Below are 18,600 nucleotides of genomic sequence, written 5' to 3'. Positions count from 1 at the left end.
CGGCGCGGCTACCCGAGAGCATGCGATGTATGCACCATGGGATGCATGGCTGACCGCTACATCGAAGTCTCGCTGGTCAAGCGTGGAATCACCTGCACGGCAAAACTGCTGGACGACCGCGCTCCGCTCACCTGCGCGGCCGTGTGGGACGCTCTTCCACTGGGCAGCGACGTCTATCACGCGAAATACGCCCGAAACGAGATCTATGCCCTCTTCTCTCCTTTCGCGACATCAGAGCCACCCCTGGAAAATCCGACAGTCACCCCGATTCCCGGAGATCTCTGCTATTTCTCCTTCGCGGGATCGGAACTCGGCACCAAGGCGTACGGCTACGACCGCGAGGTCCGCGCCGGCACGACGCTCGTCGACCTCGCCCTCTTCTACGAGCGCAACAACCTCCTTCTGAACGCCGACGTGGGCTGGGTACCCGGCATCGTCTGGGGCCAGATCGTCGAAGGACTGGAGGAGATGGCCGAGGGATGCAACGACCTGTGGCGGTCGGGGGCGGCAGGGGAGACGCTCAGCTTCCGCCGGAAGTGACGGGGGAGGCGATCCCCGCCTCGTAGAGCGCGTGCGCCGCCCGCAGCACCAGGTCGTCCCGGTGCCGGGCGGCCACGAGCTGCAGGCCGATGGGCAGACCGTCCCCGTCGCGTCCGACCGGGACGGTCGCCGCCGGCTGCTGGGTCATGTTGAACGGGTACGTGAACGGGGTCCACCCCGTCCAGCGCCGGTGCCCGGAGCCCTTCGGCACCTCCGCGCCCGCCTCGAACGCCGTGATCGGCAGCGTCGGCGTGACGAGGAGGTCGTAGGACTCGTGGAAGCGGCCCATGCGGCGGCCGAGTTCCATACGGACGTCGACCGCGGCGAGGTAGTCGAGGGCGCTCAGGCGCGCGCCGGCCGCGCAGATCTCCCGCAGCCCGGGATCGAGCAACTTCCGCTGTTCCGGCCCGAGTTGCTGGGTCACCCGGGCCGCCCCGGAGAACCACAGGGCGTGGAAGGCGTCCACCGGGTCGGTGAAGTCGGGGTCGGTCTCGCTGACGTACGCGCCGAGTTCGGCAAGCCGCTCCACCGCCTGGCGCACCGCGGCGGCGACCGCGGGCTGCACCGCCACCTGTCCGCCGAGGGACGGCGAGTAGGCGACCCGCAGGCCCCGCACCCCGCCCGTCAGCCCGGCGACGAACGACCCGGGCGCGGCCGGCAGCGCCGACCAGTCGCGCTCGTCCGGCGCCCCGATCACATCGAGGAGCAGCGCCGCGTCCGCCGCGTCCCGGGTCATCGGGCCCACATGCGCCAGCGTGCCGAACGCGCTCGCCGGATAGAGCGGCACGCGCCCGTACGTCGGCTTCAGCGCGAAGATCCCGCAGAAGGCCGCCGGGATGCGGACGCTGCCGCCGCCGTCCGTGCCCAGGGCGAGCGGGCCCGCGCCGAGCGCCACGGCCGCCGCCGCCCCGCCGCTGGAGCCGCCCGAAGTGCGGGTGAGGTCGTGCGGGTTGCGGGTCACACCGGACTGCGGTGAGTCCGTCACGCCCTTCCAGCCGAACTCCGGTGTCGTGGTCTTGCCGAGGAACACGGCGCCGTGCTCACGCAGCCGGGCGACCGAGGGGGCGTCCTCGTCCCAGCGACCGCTCTCCGGGATCGTCCTGGAGCCCTTGAGTGTGGGTGCGCCGCGCAGCAGCAGGATGTCCTTGACCGTCGTCGGGACCCCGTCCACGAGCCCCTTCGGCTCGCCGCGCCGCCAGCGCTCCGTCGACTCCCGGGCCTGCGCGAGGGCCTCGTCGGCCGGCAGGCGCACGAACGCGTTCACCTTCGGCTGGATCCGTTCGGACCTCTCCAGCGCGGCCCGCGTGACCTCCTCCGGACTGAACTCGCCCTTGCGATAGCCCTCGACGAGTCGTGCGGCGGTCAGCTCGGTCAGGCCGGGGTCCGTCATCTGCCCTCCATCGCTTGAGCGGTTCAGCGTCCTGGTACGTACCCACGCTTCTTGTCGACCACGTTCAGGAGCGGTCTGCCCGCTGCCCAGCGCTCGTACAACTCCACGAACTGGCTGCCGAGCTGATCGCGCCAGCCGATCGTGTCGCCGCTCATGTGCGGGGACACGATCAGGCCCGGCACCTCCCACAACGGGCTGTCCGGGGTGAGGGGTTCGTGCTCGAAGACGTCCAGGGCGGCACCCGCGATCCACCGCTTGGCCAGCGCCTGGGCGAGCGCGTCCTCGACGACCAGCCCGCCGCGCCCGATGTTGATGAAGCGGGCCGACGGCTGCATGACGCCGAAACGCCGCGCGTCGAACATGCCGTACGTCTGCTCCGTCAGCGGGGCCGCGGCGATCACCCAGTCGGCGCGGGCGATCAGACGGTCGAGGTCGTCGGGGCCGTGGATGCCGGTGTGCGGAGTGCGTCCGACGAGTGCCGTCGTCACGTCGAGCGCCTTGAGCGTGCGGGCGATCGTCCGGCCGATGGGCCCGGATCCGACGACACACGCGCGGGTGCCCGCGACCCGCTGTGTCTCGCGGTGCCGCCAGGTCCGCTCCCGCTGCAGCTCCCAGGTGCCCGGCAGGTCCTTGGCCATGGTCAGGACGAGGGCGGCGACGTACTCGGCGATGGGCTGGTCGAAGACACCGCGCGCGTTGGTCACCACCGTGTCGGACGCGGCGAGTTCGGGGCACATCAGGTGGTCCACGCCCGCGCTCGCCGTATGCACCCAGCGCGGCCGCGGACCCTCGCCCGGCCAGGCGGAACGCACGGCCCGGGAGGTGAAGTCCCAGACCAGGAGCACGTCCGCGTGCGGCAGACGCTCGGCGAGGCTCGCCTCGTCGGCGTGCTCGATCAGGGCGCGGCCGGTGAGCCGGCCGAGACGGGGCGGGGGGTCGGCATCCAGGACGAGAAGGGTGGGGGCGGGGTCGCTCATACGGATATTTTCTCCGGGGGCCGGCTGTCCTGGGAGGGCACCGCACCGCCCGTGACATGGGCGGACACGGGCGTTGACACGGGCGGAACACGGACGTGACACAAGCGTCGACATGCGCGGATTGACCACGCTCGCACCAGAACCTACCTTCGTCAACACGGGCGTGCTGACAGTCCGTTGCCCACCCCTTTCTCGCTGTGAGGACGGTGCCTGTATGGAGGTGTCGTTTCTGGGTGGACCCCGCCCGCAACGCGGTGTCGGTGTCGTCGCCCCTTTCGACTTCGCCCTGGACCGCGAGCTGTGGCGCTGGGTTCCGGACGAGGTCTCACTGCATCTGACGCGCACGCCGTTCGTGCCGGTCGAGGTGAGTCTCGACCTCGCCCGTCTGGTGAGCGAGCACGAGACGCTCGACAACGCGGTCCGCACCCTGACCGCGATCACCCCGGAAGTCGTCGCGTACGCCTGCACGTCCGGCAGCTTCGTCGCCGGGATCGCCGGGGAGCGGGCGATGTGCGCGGCGATGACACGCGCCGGCGAGGTCCCGTCGGTCACCACCTCGGGTGCACTCCTTGAGGCCCTGGTGGCGCTCGACGCGCGGCGTGTGGCTCTCGTGACCCCGTACACCGTCTCGGTGACACGCGCACTGGAGGAGTACGTCGCCGAGGCGGGCGTCACGGTCACCGGATGCGCGTACATGGGCCTGACCAGGCACATCTGGAAGGTGCCGTATCGCGATGTGGTCGACATGGCCCACCAGGCGGTACAGGGTGACGCCGATGTGCTGTTCATCAGCTGCACCAACCTTCCGACGTACGACGTCATCCCCCAGCTGGAGGCCGAACTGCGCATCCCGGTGATCTCGGCCAACCAGGTGACGATGTGGGCCGCGCTGTCCCGGCTGGGTACCCGGGCAGTGGGGCCGTATCAGGCGCTGATCGATCCGGCGGCGCGCTCCGGCCCCGTACTGCCGGAACTCCCGGACGGTGAACAGCAGCAGGAAGGCAGGCCATGACCGCACTCGGATTCCTCTACCCGGGCCACTCCGCGGAGGACGACTACCCACGCATCGAGCAGTTGCTGGGCAGCGATATCCGGCTGGACGTCGTGCACACCGACATCGGCGAGGACGCGCACCGGGTGGACGCCCTGCTGCAGATGGGCTCGGCCGAGCGGCTCGCAGCGGGAGTCGCGGAACTGCGCATGGCGGGCGCCGAGTCGGTGGTGTGGGCCTGCACCAGCGGAAGCTTCGTCTACGGCTGGGAGGGCGCCCACGAGCAGGTGCGCTCCCTCGCCCTTACGGCAGGGCTGCCGGCGTCCTCGACGTCCTTCGCCTTCGCTCACGCGCTGCAGGAGCTGGGCGTGCGGCGGGTGGCGGTCGGCGCGACCTACCCCGACGACGTGGCCGGGCTGTTCGCGGAGTTTCTGCGGGCGGGCGGCGCGGAGGTGACCTCCGTCCGGGGCGCCGGGATCATCACGGCGGCGGAGGTCGGCACCTGGGGCGAGGCGGAGGTGTTCCTGCTGGCACGGGACGCCGACCGCCCCGAGGCGGACGCCCTCCTCCTGCCGGACACGGCCCTGCACACGGCGGCGCACATCCCGGCCCTGGAGAAGGAACTGGGCAAGCCGGTCCTCACGGCCAACCAGGTCACGGTGTGGGAGGCGCTGCGGCTCGTGGACCGGAGGGTGAACGCGCCGATGCTCGGGTCGCTGTTCACGAGGGAGCCGCTCGTCCAAGTCTGATTCCTCCTCGCCCCCCGGACCCCCGCTCCTCAAACGCCGGAGGGGCTGAAATCAGCCCGTCCGGCGTTTGAGGACGAGGTTCCTTCAGGCCGACGGGGGGCCTGGGGCCGGAGCCCCGGGGAATAAAGCGGAGAGTGCCTCCTGTTAGCGCCTGACGGACCACGCACACGGCGAAACCGACGGAGGCAGCACGTGACGGCAGACGAGATCCGGGGCACCGCACAGGGCACCGCCCCCGTACCCCTGTCCGTACTGGACCTGGTGACTGTCGGAGCGGGCCGCACGGCCACCGACGCCCTCCGCACCAGCGTCACCCTGTCCCGCCTCGCGGAGCGCCGCGGCTTCCACCGGTACTGGGTCGCCGAGCACCACTCCATGCCGGGGGTCGCCTCCTCGTCCCCCGCCGTGATCCTCGCCCACCTCGCCGCCCACACCGGCCGCATCCGGCTCGGCTCCGGCGGCGTCATGCTCCCCAACCACGCGCCCCTCGTCATCGCCGAGCAGTTCGGCACGCTGGAGGCCATGGCGCCCGGCCGCATCGATCTCGGCCTCGGCCGCGCCCCCGGCACGGACGGCGCCACCGCGGCGGCCCTGCGCCGCACCGACCGGCTGAACGAGGGCGCCGACGACTTCCCCGAGCAACTCGCCGAGCTCACCCGCTTCCTGGACGACGACTTCCCCGACGGGCACCCCTACCGCCGTATCCACGCGGTACCCGGCCCGATCCAGGCGACGTCCCCCGGCGGCGTCCAGTCCCCGCACCGCCCGCCGGTCTGGCTGCTCGGTTCCTCCGGCTTCAGCGCCCGCCTGGCAGGCGTGCTCGGCCTGCCCTTCGCCTTCGCGCACCACTTCTCGGCGCAGAACACGGTCCCGGCGCTCGACCTCTACCGGGAGTCCTTCCAGCCCTCCGCCGTCCTGGACGCCCCCTACGCCCTCATCGGCGTCTCCGCCCTCGCCGCCGACGAGGAGCAGGAGGCCCGCCGCCAGGTCCTGGCCGCCGCGCTCAACATGGTCCGGCTGCGCACCGGACGGCCCGGTCTCGTCCCCACCCCCGAGGAGGCCGAGGCATACGAATTCAGCCCGATGGAGCGGGAGTTCATCGCCTCCTGGAACTCCAACGTCATCCACGGCACCGCCGACGAGGTCCGCGCGGGCCTGGACGACCTGCAAAAGCGCACCGGCGCCGACGAGTTGATGATCACCGCCAACGCCCACAGCGCGGATGTGCGACTGCGCTCGTACGAACTCGTCGCGGACGCCTACGGGTTGCCGACCACCTGATCCCCGGCGCGTGGGCTCTGAGCCCTGTCGGTCCCGGGACTGAGGAGCTCGGCGATGCGATCCGGCGACACCGGCCGTGAGTACAGCCAGCCCTGGCCGGTGTCGCAGCCGATCCGCCGCAGCCGGGAGGCCTGGGCGGAGGTCTCCACGCACTCCGCGGTGACGGTCAGGCCGAGCCGGTGGGCGAGCTGGATCATCGCCTCGACCACCACCTCGTCGGCCGGGTTCGGCGGAACGGCCCCTTCCTTGTCGCTCTCGTACTGGAAGCCGCGCACGAAGGAGCCGTCCAGTTTCAGCACCGACACCGGAAGCCGGCTGAGATACGCCAGGTTCGAGTAGCCCGTGCCGAAGTCGTCGATCGCGATGCCGACACCCATCTCGCTGAGGGCCTGCAGGACCTGCAGCGGGCGGCCCGAGGACCCCATCACCGCCGACTCCGTGAGCTCCAGCTGCAGCAGATGGGGGGCGAGGCCCGTCTCAGCGAGGGTCTCGGCCACGTCGGCGACGAGATCCGAGTCCCAGACCTGACGCACCGCCACGTTGACGCTCACGAACAGCGGCGGCTCGTCCGGGTGCTCCAACTGCCAGCGGCGCGCCTGCCGGCAGGCCGTGACGAGGACCCAGCGGCCCAGTGGGACGATCGAACCGTCCTCCTCCGCCAATCCGATGAACCGATTCGGCGTCAGGACACCGAACTGCGGGTGGTTCCAGCGCACCAGCGCCTCGACACCCCGCAGCCGCCCGTTGTCCATGCCCACCAACGGCTGGTACTCAAGGACGAATTCGCCGCGCTCGATGGCCGGGCGGAGGGTGGAGGCGAGAGCCTGACGGGTCATGCGGTGGGCGTTGCGCTCCGGGTCGAAGAGCGTCCAGCGGGCCTTTCCGTCGGCCTTCGCCCAGTAGAGGGTGGTGTCGGCCGCCTGCATCAGGGCGGTGGGGGAGGTGCCGGCCGCCTGCCGCTCCACGACGCCGATGGAGGCCGACACCGACACCCGCTGTCCGGCGAGGTCGAAGGGTGCCTGGACCGCCTCCAGCACCGACTCGGCCAGATCGGCCAGTTGGTCCGTGCCCGTGGAGTCCTCCACCAGCAGGGCGAACTCGTCGCCGCCCAGTCTCGCCACCAGCGGGGCGCTGGCTCTGGCGTAACCCGCCTCGTCGGCGCAGCGCGTGAGGCGTTCGGCCACGGCGGCCAGCAGCCGGTCGCCGACCCGGTGGCCGAGGGTGTCGTTGACGGCCTTGAAGCCGTCCAGGTCGAGATAGCACAGGCCGATCCGGCCGGTGCCGTTCTCCTCGTACGACTCCGCCTCCAGCGCGGCCGTCAGGCGCTCGAAGAAGAGGGTGCGGTTGGGCAGCCGGGTCACCGGGTCGTGCATCTGCAAGTGCCGCAGCCGGCCCTGGAGTTCGCGATGGGCGCTGATGTCCGTGACGGACATCAGGAGCCCCTCGTCGTGGGTCGTCAGGGGCGAGACCGTCACCTGCACCCAGGCCGACTGGCCGTCGGGGTGCTTCAGACGGCGTGTGCAACGCAGTCTGGCCTCGCGGCCACGCAGCATCTCGCGGTACGCGTGCCAGGTGCGGGCGTCGGACGCCAGGTCCATCAGGTCGGCGGCGATCCGGCCGACCAGGGTGTCCGGGGGGCTGCCGAGCAGGGCCCCGAACCCGTCGTTGGCGCTGACCACCAGGCCCTCGCGGTCGACGACCGCCATGGCCAGGGGGGCAGCTGTGAAGACCGAGTGGTACGCCGGCGGCTCTGTTCGAGTCGTCAACGGCTCGGTACGAGGAGACGCACAGGCGTCACTCTCTGTTACGGCGCCCCGGTCGAGGTCTGCCGTGGGCGCCGGCCCTTCGGACGTTCCGCTCACCGCTCGCTCCCGCAGTGCACTCGATCTCTGTCCGTGCAGGAAAGTGTGCCGATCATAGAGGCAGACCCAAGGGCCTTCCAGCCACTGTCCAGTGTCCCGGATCGAGCGGCACTTCTGACAGATCGTTTCTGCCCGCAGCTGGACGGGTTCTTGAGGCTGCCGATCACTTGTGACGTTCCGTGAGCGTTTCGGGGGTGTCGGCACTGACGGACCTTCGGCTGCCTCACTCGTCTGGGGCAGGCAAACAGGGCGTAGTACTACAAATGCACACAGGCTGGGTGCGGTGTCCCGTGTACCGCTCCCGGAGGTCCCTGTGCTGCAACCGTCTCCCCTCAAGGGATTCAGGGGTCCCCGACTGCGCAGTACCGCCGCCGTGTTCACCACTTTGTCGGCCGTCGCCGCGACCTCGCTGGTGACCGGGCCCTCGGTGGCCGAACCGTTCTCGGCGGTGCCGTGCGCGCTGCAACGCAAGGGCGTCCATCACTCGGAAGGCCTCGACACCTGGAACGCCGCGTACCCGCGGCCGACCCGCTCGTTGAACGCGGTGATGGTCTTCCTGTCCTTCCCGGACGCGGTCCCGCGGACCACGCCCGCCCAGCTGGCCGCCGACCACTTCCCGGCCACCAGCCGCTTCTTCGAACAGGCCTCCTACGGCAAGTTCACCCTCCGCGCGCATCCGCTGCGGCACTGGATCCGGATGCCGAAGGCGTCGACGGCGTACGCCATACAGCGGGACTGGAGCGCCGACCGCCGTGCCGCGTACCTGCACGACGCGCTGGCCGCCGCCGACCCGCAGGTCGACTTCTCCCGCTACGACGTCGTGTACTTCGTCGCCGACCCGGACGCGCCCGGCGTGGACTCGGACGCGACGAAGGTCGTCAACCTGGACACCCCGTTGCATGCCGACGGCACGGACCTCCGTCGGGTCGTCACCGTGTTCGAGAAGCACCCGCCGGACCGACTCGTGCTGGCCCACGAGACCGGGCACGTCTTCGACCTGCCGGACCTGTACCACCGGCCCGACGACGGCAAGGGCGACTGGGACACGTACGTCGGCGACTGGGACCTGATGGGCAGCCAGTTCGGACTGGCCCCCGATCTGTTCGGCTGGCACAAGTGGAAGCTGGGGTGGCTGGCGCCGCGGCAGGTGGTGTGCGTGCGGGAGTCGGGCGTCACGCGGTTGACGCTGGAGCCGCTGGGTGCCGGGCCGGGGGTTTCGGAGACGGGCGTGGCGGGGCCGCCGGCCCTCGGGATCGGGCAGGGCGTGAAGCTCGGCGTGGTGCGCACCGGCCGGGACAGCGTGATCGCCTTCGAGGCGCGCGGACCGGTCGGCAACGACACGGGGTCCTGTCGGGCGGGGATTCTCGTCTACCGGGTGCGCGGCGGCGCACAGTCGGGCGACGGCCCGATCGAGGTGCTGGACGCCCACCCGCACACCGAGGCCTGCTGGGAGAACTCCGTCTACCCACCCCTCGCCGACGCCCCGATCGGCCTGGGCGAGACCTTCACGGTCCCGGGCGAGAACCTCCGGGTACAGGCGGAGGCCCGAACGTCCACGGGCGCCTGGAGGGTCAAGATCACCGCAGACGGCCAGTAGCCCACGGCGAGGGCATCCTTCGGCCGGCGGCCACGGCGGCCGCCGCGGCCGCCGGCCACGGGGGTCACGGGGGTCACGGGGGTCACGGGGGTCACGGGGGTCATGGGGGCGATGGCCACGACGGCGATGAGGGCCGCCGCGGCCACGGCGGCCAGGGTGGTCATGGTGGGTCGACATCCACGGCAAGCGGCAGCCCGCGTCCACGGTGTGAGCGGGTGGGCGGTCACGACGGGTCCACGTCCATGGTGAGTGCGAGCCCGTGGGCGCGATGGATCCGTGTCTATGGCGAGCGTTGGCCCGTGGCCCGTGACGGATCGCCTCCGCGGTGAGCAAGAGAGAGGCCCCGGTCATGACGGGCCCGGCCCCGCACCCCGGTGATCCTTGGCCCACCCCGCCAAGGGGCCCCGTTCCACCCCAGAGTCCAGCCCCCGGGCCGACGCTCACGCCGGCCGACGGGGTTGGGGGGTGTGGGTGGCGAAGCCCCCGCAACGCGCGGCGAAGCCGCGCAAAAACAACGATGGCGAGGCCGGTTCGCGCTTTCCGCGAACATGCCTCGCCATCGCCAACGTGCGCCGCCAGGGACTCGAACCCCGGACCCGCTGATTAAGAGTCAGCCGGACGACGAGCCGGATGATGCCGAATGAGTCCGGAATCGTTCGTTCTCGCAGGTCAGCAGCGGTGTGACTGTGCCAGCCTCATCCGAGGTAGTTCAGGATCGTCCGGCGGCGCCGTTAGCCCCGCGCTAGCACGGGGGCGCTCGTGAACACTGCGTCCATCGATCTGTACGCCGTGCTCGGGGTCGCGGAGGCTGCGGACGGGGCCGCCATCCGCAAAGCCTTCCGCGCCCGCATACGGCAGACCCATCCAGACAGTCGTCCGCCTGCGGAGGCCGCAGCGGCCCATGAGGAGATGGTTCTGCTAAACCTGGCGTACGAGACGCTGAGTGACCCTGGCAAACGTGCTGTCTATGACCTCGACCGCCGTTCAGCACGTAACGCCAAGCGCGAGCAGCACCGTCAACCACCACCGCCTCCTCCGCCGCGAGTCATCGTTGTCGATCCCGAGGTTGTGGATTTCGGGTCCGTCTTCATCGGCGGAATGCTGCGCGACCAGGTCATCACGGTGAGGCTCAGCGACAATTCGATCATCCGTTACGCGTGGGCACTGACGGACCGCAGAGACTTCTGGCAGGTGGTCGAGCCGCAGCCATACCGCGACGTCTCATCCGTGAGGCTGCGGCTTCGAGTCCGGCCGCTGTCAGCGCATGAGGTGCCTGGGCTCCGCAGCGACCGGCTCAAGATCATGGTTGACGATCTCATGGCGGTGGTGCCGGTCTGTTTGAACGTGGTGACAGCGCCTCCGCAGCCCCCTCCTCCGGCGCCACCACCGAAGCCCCGCACAATCGTCCTGAATCACCGGTACATCAACCTGGGGTCGGTCTGGACTGGTGCCGAGGCGCAGGAGCAGGTAGTAGAGGCCCGCTTCGCTGACGGCTCACCCATTGGCATTGCGCGAGTCCTCAACACGACGGGCTCGTTCTGGCATGTGGTGTCCGAGCCTGTCGTGCGTGACACGGCCTGCCTCATCATCTGTATCAAGGGTGGACCGGTTGCACCCGCCCGCGCTCAAGGCCGGTTCACCGAGCGGCTGCAGATCCACCTGGACGGTGTCACCGAAACCGTCGGCGTGACCGCCTTCATCACGAAGCCGCCGGCGCCTCCACTGACCTTCGCCAACTGGCGCGACTTTCGACTGACGGTCCTGGGCTTGTTTATGCTCCTCAGTGTTTTGGTGCTACTGGGATCGCTCTTGTTCGCTGGCGCGTACGAGCTGCTGAATGCAGCCCCATGGAGTCAGGGGCACGATCAGCATCCACCGACTACTTACAGCGTGAACCTGGACACGTACTGCTGGCCCAAAGTGGCGTGGCTCCCTGGTCAGCGCTCCGCCAGCGGCCTATCCGGCCGACGCATCCACGCTCCGCAGGCCGCGTTCACCTGGTCCTGCGGACGACATGGCCCCAAGCTGACGTGACTTTGACGCCGCATGTCAGGAGCAGTATCCGGGGAGGAGGGTGGCGGCGGGAGATTCGAATGACGCCTACTCATGGCGGTGTAAAGGGCCCAAGCTCTAGTTGATCATGGAGCCGAATATTGAAGCTCGTGAAATTCCGAGCAACCGTTCATACATGTCGAATGTTTGTTGATCGGTTAGGGTGCAGATATAATCACACACGGCCCGCGCGATCTTCGCATCCTTGCTTTTCGAGATCTTTGCGCCAACCTCGTGATCGTCTCCGATGGCCGAATAGAGATCAGCTAGATCTCGTGGAATCCGGGGACTTTCTACGTCCGACGTGAGCCAGTCCGCCAGAGTGTTAAAGAGCTCACGGATTACCTTCTTTTGTCCTTCTTGCGCCAGAGCGAGAGAGGGATGGTGGATCACGTAGTACCAGGTTAGCTCCTTCAAGGCCTCTACTTCGTATTGGAAAGTCTCGCGAATTTTCACATAGGGTGCTTGCTTGATGGCGACGGCTCCACAGACAAAATGGCGCATTTTTGAGTCCATGAAGTCGTATAGGCGTTGACGGTCATATCGAGTTCCAGTAAAGGGGCGCTTGAATGGGAGGTCTTGAAGCAGGCTCTCAAGTGATTTATGGAATTTCTGGTCATTAAAACCCTTATGGCCTGCCTTTGTGAGGCGTGCGGCGCCGTGAGTTGCGATTTTTCCGAGGTCATCTTCGATCTTGTGAAGAGGGATCAAACCTGCGCGGTAGTAGTCTTCTACGTCATGAATCGCGTAGGTGATGTCGTCTGCCCAGTCAACCAGCATGGCAGCGGCGCAGCGGCTGTCGTCCGTGTTCTCGCCTCGTACCCAGTCGAGGTAATCAGCCTCGCTTTCATAGCAGCCCCACTTGGTGCCGTACTCGCGGTTAGACCACTCCCTACCGCTACCTGCTTCCTCGTCGGAAGTATTTTCCTTGAGGCGCGGGTACTTGAGGATGGCGTCGAGACTTCCCCGAGTCAGGTCCAACCCACCCTCTTCGTCATTCCGGACCGACAGTTTTGTGACGATACGGAATGTTTGAGCGTTTCCCTCAAATCCTTCGAGCCCTTCAACGGCGGACATAAGATCATCCAGCACTGTCTCGGCCACATGACCGAACGGCGGATGGCCGAGATCGTGTGCGAGTCCAGCTGTCTCAATGATTGAGGGAATGATGATGTCTTTGTGGCTTTTCTTGCCAAGCGTTGGGTCGTTTATGAGAAGGTCCGCCAATCGTCGCCCAACCTGCGCGACCTTGACGCTATGAGTGAGCCTATTATGGAGCAGCCGACTCTCAGTTGCCGGGGCAACCTGGGTTACACCGGCGAGCCTGCGGAAAGCAGACGAGTAGAATATTCGATCTCGGTCTTCGTCATACCTACAAGCATATCCACCCTCGCTCTTTCCCTGAGTATCGTGACGGCGTCGGTGCTGAGACGACTCAAAGTATTCCTTGTTTTCGTTCGGAGCAGACATCTCACACTCCTAGGGAAAGGTGCCCTATAGAAGGGAAAGGTGCCCTATAGAAAACCCCTTGATTAAATTCGAGGGGTTTCGGGGGCTATTTATCGTGGCACGAGGTAACCGTGCTGTTGGGTGGACGAAAGTTCGCCGCGGCTCACGAGATTCCAAATGGCTTGACGAGCAGGCCATTTTTCCAAACCGGTCCGCCTCATAATCTCTTCCTGGAGGTCAGAGAACAGCCACGGAGCTGATTCTTCTCGGATGATATTGCGAAGCGCTTCTACGGCTTGGCCGAAATGCTGCCGCTCGATGATCTCGTCTGTAAGGCAGTTGGCAATCTCGGACATGTCGACCTTTCGGATTGTCCTGTCTATCGCGCTTAGTGCGCTTGAGGTTGGTCTGACTGCCCTTTATTGCAAGTGCGCCACAGCTTCAGGGCTGGCGCAACTCGGCACGGGGGGCTCGCGCAAGGTGCAAGGTGGTCTAGACCTATGTTTTGATGATATGTCATGTGATCTTGAAAAACAAGATCACATCTGGTATTGGGGAATCAGTGGTGCATCCTCGCACAGGATGAGTTGGTTGCCCCGTTCAACGTGAGCTACGCGACTTGTCCCTCACTCGTCGAGTCCCACATGGTCCTCGCGCGATTTCCACCCCTGCCCGGCGACACCAGCTAGAGACATAGCGCGAATGCTCGCCGCACCAGCGGTACACAGCCTGCGAGTTCATCGGCAGTCCAGGATCATGTTCGCCGCGCGCCTCGATGAGAGGCCCGAGGTAGCTCACGAGCTTGTTGACCGTGTTGAGCGGCATACCGGTGGCAGCAGCGAGGGACTGGTAATCGGTGGCTCGTCCGGCGGCGATGGCTCCAGCCAGGAGGGCCGCGGTGTGGCCGCGTCGTCTACTGCGGAAGTAGCTGTCGAGTGACGGGGAGATCAAGCGCTGGCCGATCGGGAACTTCGTCTTCGGCAGGGTGCGGCCGGCCGCCGCGATCTGGACGGCCTCGACCGGTGGTTCGAAGCCTGCCGCTTTCTGGACGACGCCGACGACTTCGGGTTGGGTGACGGCTTCCTCCAGATGGTCCCGCTCGATGCCGTGGCCGTGTAGAGCCACGACCATGGGTGCGCTGCGGTTGCTGTCCCGCAGGAGCTTGAGAACGTCCAGGCCGTCGAAGTCGTATTCGTAGGTGGGGTCCATCCAGATCAGGTCGGCTGCGACGGCGTCGAAGCGGACCCGGCCTACGACGGCGTGGTGGACAGCTGAGGGGTCGGTGGCCACGACGATGGTGGCGTGGGGGAGCGCTTCCTTCAGGACTTGGCCGAGAAGTTTGCCCAGCGCGGAAGCGACCAGGACACGAAGCTCGTCTGACACAGCTTCATCGTGAGGCTGCCGGACTGACTCGGCAAGATCTTGCCCGTTCGCCGTGTGACGGGCACAGCCGTGCCGGTCCGGAGGCGAATTGATGGATTTACCTACTGGTTTCCGCTAGCAGATTTGGTCATCCTGGTCCTGCCGAATTCTCGGTAGGAGAGGTGGCCGGTGTACCTCCGCCGCCATCCTTCTCGATTCCCATCCTGGTCCCTGTCCGCACTACCCGTGCGCCTTGGGCCGTCTGTTAGAGGAATGCACGTCATGGAAGAACATCCCGCCTTCGCTAACCACGACCATCACGTGGCTGAGCTGAAGGCGACCATCGCCCGGTACGAAGAGCTGCGCGGCAACATGCAGTTTGGCACTGCCGCCCTCACGATGGCCGGCTGCCGACTGCGGGCCGTCATCATGACCAAGCAGCTCATCAGTGCGGAGCCGAGCGAATTGCTGGAGGCGGCGTTCGACGAAGTCACGATCATCCTCGGCCTCCTCGAAGATCTGGCAGAGACACTGGCTGACTTCGACAGCGAGGGGTGAACGACTATGTCACCGCACGAAAAGACCGCTATACGCATCCTCGCAGCGGGCTACGCCGTCATCCTGGCCGGGCAGTTTTTGCGCGGCGTCTACGGCTACTTCGTCGGCCTCGTCATCGTGTACCTGCTAGCCATCCGAGTCTTCGGTGGTCGCCGCTAAGCGGTGTGGGGCGCAAGTCCGGGGCGCATTCGCTAATCCCACATAATCCGCTCCGGAAGGCTTGAAAATCTCGCCAGCCAACAGATAGCAGGCCTTAAAGATCTTGACTTTTTGGCTCTGCCATGCTAAACTTAGTGGGCTGAGTTGCAGTGGAAGAAACTGTGCACAGTGTAATTGTCACCCAATCTGTAGTCATAGATTGGCGTGGCCAAGGGGGGTGGATGCTCGATGAAGCTCCACACAATCTTCGAACCGTCTCGGTAACTGTCTCTCGTCCGGGTTCTCCGTTTGCCGGAGGACGTCCATGACAGACAGCACCCTGCTCGTCGCGAGCACCGCGCTCTTTAGCGCGACCATGGGACTCATTCTTTATCTTCGTTCCCGCGACCAGTTTGTCCGAGATAGCAGCCGCGTAACCTACCGGCTCGACTTCCCACGTGACCTGACCATCCAACAGGTGACGGCCTTTATGCACGCCCTCACCCGGCTGCGGCCGTCGCGAGGCTGGCTCTACGGTCGCGACAGCGTGGTGTTCGAGTGGGTTGGTCGACCTGGCCGGATCGAGTATCGATTGCGCCTTCCGGAGCACCAGGCCGACGTACTGCTCCGGCAGCTACGCGGCATCGTGCCCAATCTGCGCACCACCCCCATTGAGAGCCCAGCACTGCCCAAGGCACAGTGGCTCCGGCGTATCCGTCTGACGACCACCGCCCGCCCTTTGCGGACGGATGCTCCGGAAACATTCGCTACGGGTCTGCTCAGCACGCTCCAGCCAGTCGGCCGGGAGGAGCTGCTGCTCTACCAACTGGTGGTCTATCCCGTCCGGACGCCTGAGCTGCCACGACCGCAGCGCTCCGGCCTCCTCGACGGAGCCCTACCAGCGTGGGCCCGCCAGCTGGGCCGGCTCTTGACTACCGCGCCCCCAGCCACGCTGGACAAGCAGGCTGCAGCCGACTTCAAGGCCAAGATTGCCGAGCCCTGGTTCGGCGTCGTCGGCACCGTCGGCGCTCACGCGGCTGACCATCGGCGGGCCCACTTCCTAGTGGGTCGGCTCATGGCCACCCTGCACCAGCTGGATCAGAACGGGGCTGCCCTCGTTCCTCGCTGGCTGCCGAGCCGGGCCGCCGATTGGCTGGCTCGTGCCGCCACTGGCTCATCGGTACCACCCGTGCACGTCAATGCCCGGGAGGCTGCCACGCTGGTGGCCTGGCCCCTGAGCGGCCCGACCCTGCCCGGGCTGATCCTCAAAGGCGGCCGGACCTTTCCACCAGTCGCTGAGCTGCCCACTCGTGGGCGCATTCTCGGCCAGGCTGCGTACGAAGGCCTCGGTCGACCGGTCGCCATCACGCCCGTCGATGCGCTGATGCACCAACTAGTCACAGGACCTACGGGCTCTGGGAAGTCGACGCTGCTGCTCAATGAGCTGACGCAGGACATCGAGGCCGGCCGCGGTGTCATCCTGCTCGACCCCGGCGGCGACCTGGCCCGCGACGTGGCCGACCGCATTCCGGAAGACCGCATCGGTGACCTGATCTACCTCGACGCCGCCGACGAGCGCCCAGTGGGCGTCAACCCACTGGCCTGCGCCGTAGAAGACGCCGAGCTGGTAGCCGACCAGGTTCTGGAACTCATCCGCGCCAGCGCCGACAACTGGGGCCCTCGCTTGGAGGAAGTCCTCAAGGCCAGCCTCGTTCTGCTGGCGGCCACGCCCGGCATGACGCTGGTGGAACTCCCGGCCGTCCTGATTGACGAGAGCTTCCGCGCCTCGCTCCTGAACCGGCTCAACCCTGCCTTCGCCCCGACTGTGGGAGCTTTCTTCTCACGCTTCAACAGCTGGAGCGAAGGCGAACGCGGCCAGGCCGTCTCGGCCGTCATCAACAAGGTGTCGCCCCTGACGGACCGGCGCCAGCTGCGCGCCATGCTCGGCCAGGCCAAGCCCGCCTGGACCATGCAGGAGGTCATTAACCAGAACAAGATCCTCCTGGTAGCGCTGCCCTCCGGTCTGGCCGGCTCGTACGCCGTCGACCTGCTCGGCGGATTGCTGGTCAGCATGGTCTGGAACACGGTCATGCGCCGCGCCGCCGTTGAGCGTCAACAGCGCCGGCCCACGTTCCTCTACATCGACGAAGCCGCTCGTTTCTTGCGCAGCGGGGCCGATCTGACCGACATGCTGGCCCGCGCCCGCGGCCACTTCCTCGGCATCATCGCGGCCCTCCAGCACATCACCCAGGTACCACCGCATCTGCGAGCGGCCTTGCTCAGCGAGGCCCGTACCAAGATCGTGCTCCAGCCCGGCGCCGACGATGCGACCACCCTGGCTCGGGCCCTCGGACCCACGGTCAACCCGGAAGACCTGCTGACCCTGGAGCCCCGCACCGCCGTGGCCACCGTGGTGGTCGGTGGACGGGTCACGCCGCCCGTCACGATCACCACCAGCCCACCACCCATACCGACCGGCTGGGGCGGACTGGCCCGAGCAGCATCCCGACTGACCTACGGCCGAGACCGGACCGAAGTCGAGCAAGAGATTGCCGCCCGGCGACCAGCCGGCCACCCTCGCTCCGGCCCTCGGCAGTCCCGAGCCGCCCAATGACGCCTGTCATCGACCCTGTCGCAACGTGGCGCGGCCCCGCTGCACGTCACACCTGGTCAACCCTGCTATTTGGGCCATTCGTGTGTACGAATGTATGTCCCTCTCATTACTCATTGCTTTCCTGACTCATCCAAAAGGAGCCCCATGTCATGCCTGCTGTCCAACGCCCTTTCACCGGCGGTCGCCTGGCCCAGCTGGCCGTCGACCTCACCGCGCGGGAACACCAGATGCTCCGCGAACTGGCCACACTCCACCTCGCCACCACCGGGCAACTCAGTCGGCTGGTCTTCGGCGAATACAAGCCCGCCTCAGCCAGACGACTCGGACAACGCCATACGCAACGCCTGGTGCGCTTCGGACTCATGCACCGCTTCGTCAACCGATCCCGTGACCGCAAGGTCGGACCGCCCGGGTTCATCCTGAAGCTCACCGACGCTGGTCTGTCGCTCAGCGGCGTGGACGGCACGCCGCGCCGACGCCAGCGCGGCAGCTGGCAGCCCAACGACGCCTACCTCGCTCATCGGCTCGCCATCTCCGAGCTGTACGTCCGGCTGGTCGAGCAGGCTCGTGCAGGCGGCCCTACCGTGCGGGAGTTCAGGTCGGAACCCGACAGCTGGCGGCACTACACCGGCTACGCCGGCGAGTCCCTCGTGATCAAGGCGGATGCCCTCGTGCGACTGATCTCGGGCGGCCAGGAACTGTCCTGGTTCGTCGAGATCGATCGCGGCACGGAAGGGCCGTCGCACATTACCGCCAAGTGCCGGGCCTACACCGCCTACGAGCTGGCTGACGTCGAGCAGCGGCGGCATGGCGTCTTCCCTGGGGTTCTCTTCGTCGTCCCCACCAGCGCCCGAGCTCGCGTCATCCAGCGCGTCATCGAGCACCAGCCGGCCGAAGCCCAAGGACTGTTCATGGTCGCCACCGATGCCGATGCCCCGACCGTCCTGGGAACCACCATCAGCTGATCGCGTCCCAGTCCGCACCCATCAAGCAGCAACCACGAAAGGAGACTGCCATCTCTTCCCACACCTCCACCCGCG

At 67.2% G+C, this 18,600-nt stretch carries 16 protein-coding genes and 1 tRNA gene; 10 read left to right on the top strand and 7 right to left on the bottom strand.

The features are described 5' to 3' along the window. The first annotated feature begins 45 nt into the window (after nucleotides 1-45). Nucleotides 46-540: a DUF3830 family protein gene (locus OG870_RS17625; RefSeq protein ID WP_266584298.1), complete on the top strand. Its 495-nt coding sequence runs from the start codon at nucleotides 46-48 to the stop codon at nucleotides 538-540. On the opposite strand, the gene OG870_RS17620 is transcribed toward OG870_RS17625, so the two are convergent. Together OG870_RS17620 and OG870_RS17615 are read right to left on the bottom strand one after the other, a co-directional pair. Further along, nucleotides 521-1,930 (bottom strand): amidase, encoded by a 1,410-nt coding sequence (locus OG870_RS17620; RefSeq protein WP_266584300.1) that lies wholly within the window; start codon nucleotides 1,928-1,930, stop codon nucleotides 521-523. The two genes, OG870_RS17625 and OG870_RS17620, sit on opposite strands and share 20 nt — an antisense overlap. Before the next feature lie 23 nt (nucleotides 1,931-1,953). Continuing rightward, on the bottom strand, nucleotides 1,954-2,907 hold the full coding sequence (locus tag OG870_RS17615) for a D-2-hydroxyacid dehydrogenase (protein ID WP_266515015.1): 954 nt from the start codon (nucleotides 2,905-2,907) through the stop codon (nucleotides 1,954-1,956). Nucleotides 2,908-3,121: 214 nt separating this feature from the next. On the opposite strand from OG870_RS17615, the gene OG870_RS17610 reads away from it, so the two are divergent. From OG870_RS17610 to OG870_RS17600, 3 genes are all read left to right on the top strand, one after another. Next, nucleotides 3,122-3,919, top strand: a complete 798-nt coding sequence (locus OG870_RS17610; RefSeq protein ID WP_266515013.1) for a maleate cis-trans isomerase family protein — start codon at nucleotides 3,122-3,124, stop codon at nucleotides 3,917-3,919. Further along, on the top strand, nucleotides 3,916-4,647 hold the full coding sequence (locus OG870_RS17605) for a maleate cis-trans isomerase family protein (protein ID WP_266515011.1): 732 nt from the start codon (nucleotides 3,916-3,918) through the stop codon (nucleotides 4,645-4,647). Before OG870_RS17610 ends, OG870_RS17605 begins: the two co-directional genes overlap by 4 nt. 192 nt (nucleotides 4,648-4,839) lie before the next feature. Then, nucleotides 4,840-5,928 (top strand): LLM class flavin-dependent oxidoreductase, encoded by a 1,089-nt coding sequence (locus OG870_RS17600; protein ID WP_266584302.1) that lies wholly within the window; start codon nucleotides 4,840-4,842, stop codon nucleotides 5,926-5,928. On the opposite strand, the gene OG870_RS17595 is transcribed toward OG870_RS17600, so the two are convergent. After that, entirely contained in the window at nucleotides 5,907-7,790 is a 1,884-nt protein-coding gene (locus OG870_RS17595) for a putative bifunctional diguanylate cyclase/phosphodiesterase (protein WP_266515007.1), read from the bottom strand. The two genes, OG870_RS17600 and OG870_RS17595, sit on opposite strands and share 22 nt — an antisense overlap. Nucleotides 7,791-8,073: 283 nt before the next feature. Between OG870_RS17595 and OG870_RS17590 the strand changes: the two genes are divergently transcribed. Beyond that, entirely contained in the window at nucleotides 8,074-9,387 is a 1,314-nt protein-coding gene (locus OG870_RS17590) for a M6 family metalloprotease domain-containing protein (RefSeq protein ID WP_266584304.1), read from the top strand. 568 nt (nucleotides 9,388-9,955) lie between these two features. On the opposite strand, the gene OG870_RS17585 is transcribed toward OG870_RS17590, so the two are convergent. Continuing rightward, nucleotides 9,956-10,053 (bottom strand) — tRNA-Lys (locus OG870_RS17585). 93 nt (nucleotides 10,054-10,146) lie between these two features. On the opposite strand from OG870_RS17585, the gene OG870_RS17580 reads away from it, so the two are divergent. After that, entirely contained in the window at nucleotides 10,147-11,421 is a 1,275-nt protein-coding gene (locus OG870_RS17580) for a J domain-containing protein (RefSeq protein ID WP_327691132.1), read from the top strand. A gap of 96 nt (nucleotides 11,422-11,517) precedes the next feature. On the opposite strand, the gene OG870_RS17575 is transcribed toward OG870_RS17580, so the two are convergent. The 3 genes from OG870_RS17575 to OG870_RS17565 form a co-directional block, all read right to left on the bottom strand. Beyond that, entirely contained in the window at nucleotides 11,518-12,909 is a 1,392-nt protein-coding gene (locus tag OG870_RS17575) for a deoxyguanosinetriphosphate triphosphohydrolase family protein (RefSeq protein ID WP_327691131.1), read from the bottom strand. A gap of 89 nt (nucleotides 12,910-12,998) precedes the next feature. Next, complete coding sequence (locus OG870_RS17570) at nucleotides 12,999-13,244, bottom strand: hypothetical protein (protein ID WP_327691130.1); 246 nt, start codon at nucleotides 13,242-13,244, stop codon at nucleotides 12,999-13,001. A 244-nt stretch (nucleotides 13,245-13,488) separates the two neighbouring features. Continuing rightward, nucleotides 13,489-14,271, bottom strand: a complete 783-nt coding sequence (locus OG870_RS17565; protein ID WP_327691129.1) for a hypothetical protein — start codon at nucleotides 14,269-14,271, stop codon at nucleotides 13,489-13,491. A 261-nt stretch (nucleotides 14,272-14,532) separates the two neighbouring features. Here OG870_RS17565 and OG870_RS17560 point away from each other — a divergent pair, with 261 nt between their 5' ends. From OG870_RS17560 to OG870_RS17545, 4 genes are all read left to right on the top strand, one after another. Beyond that, nucleotides 14,533-14,808 (top strand): hypothetical protein, encoded by a 276-nt coding sequence (locus OG870_RS17560; protein WP_327691128.1) that lies wholly within the window; start codon nucleotides 14,533-14,535, stop codon nucleotides 14,806-14,808. Between the two features lie 6 nt (nucleotides 14,809-14,814). Next, nucleotides 14,815-14,967 (top strand): hypothetical protein, encoded by a 153-nt coding sequence (locus tag OG870_RS17555; protein ID WP_327691127.1) that lies wholly within the window; start codon nucleotides 14,815-14,817, stop codon nucleotides 14,965-14,967. A 304-nt stretch (nucleotides 14,968-15,271) separates the two neighbouring features. After that, the gene (locus OG870_RS17550) at nucleotides 15,272-17,560 is read left to right on the top strand and encodes a type IV secretory system conjugative DNA transfer family protein (protein ID WP_327691126.1); all 2,289 of its coding nucleotides are present in this window, start codon (nucleotides 15,272-15,274) and stop codon (nucleotides 17,558-17,560) included. Nucleotides 17,561-17,709: 149 nt separating this feature from the next. Then, entirely contained in the window at nucleotides 17,710-18,525 is an 816-nt protein-coding gene (locus tag OG870_RS17545; protein ID WP_327691125.1) for a replication-relaxation family protein, read from the top strand. Nucleotides 18,526-18,600 lie beyond the last annotated feature (75 nt).

The organism is Streptomyces sp. NBC_00461 (assembly GCF_036013935.1).
Classification (GTDB): Bacteria; Actinomycetota; Actinomycetes; order Streptomycetales; family Streptomycetaceae; genus Streptomyces.
Note: the sequence above shows the minus strand (reverse complement) of the source record. Positions and strands in the feature narration are given on the sequence as shown.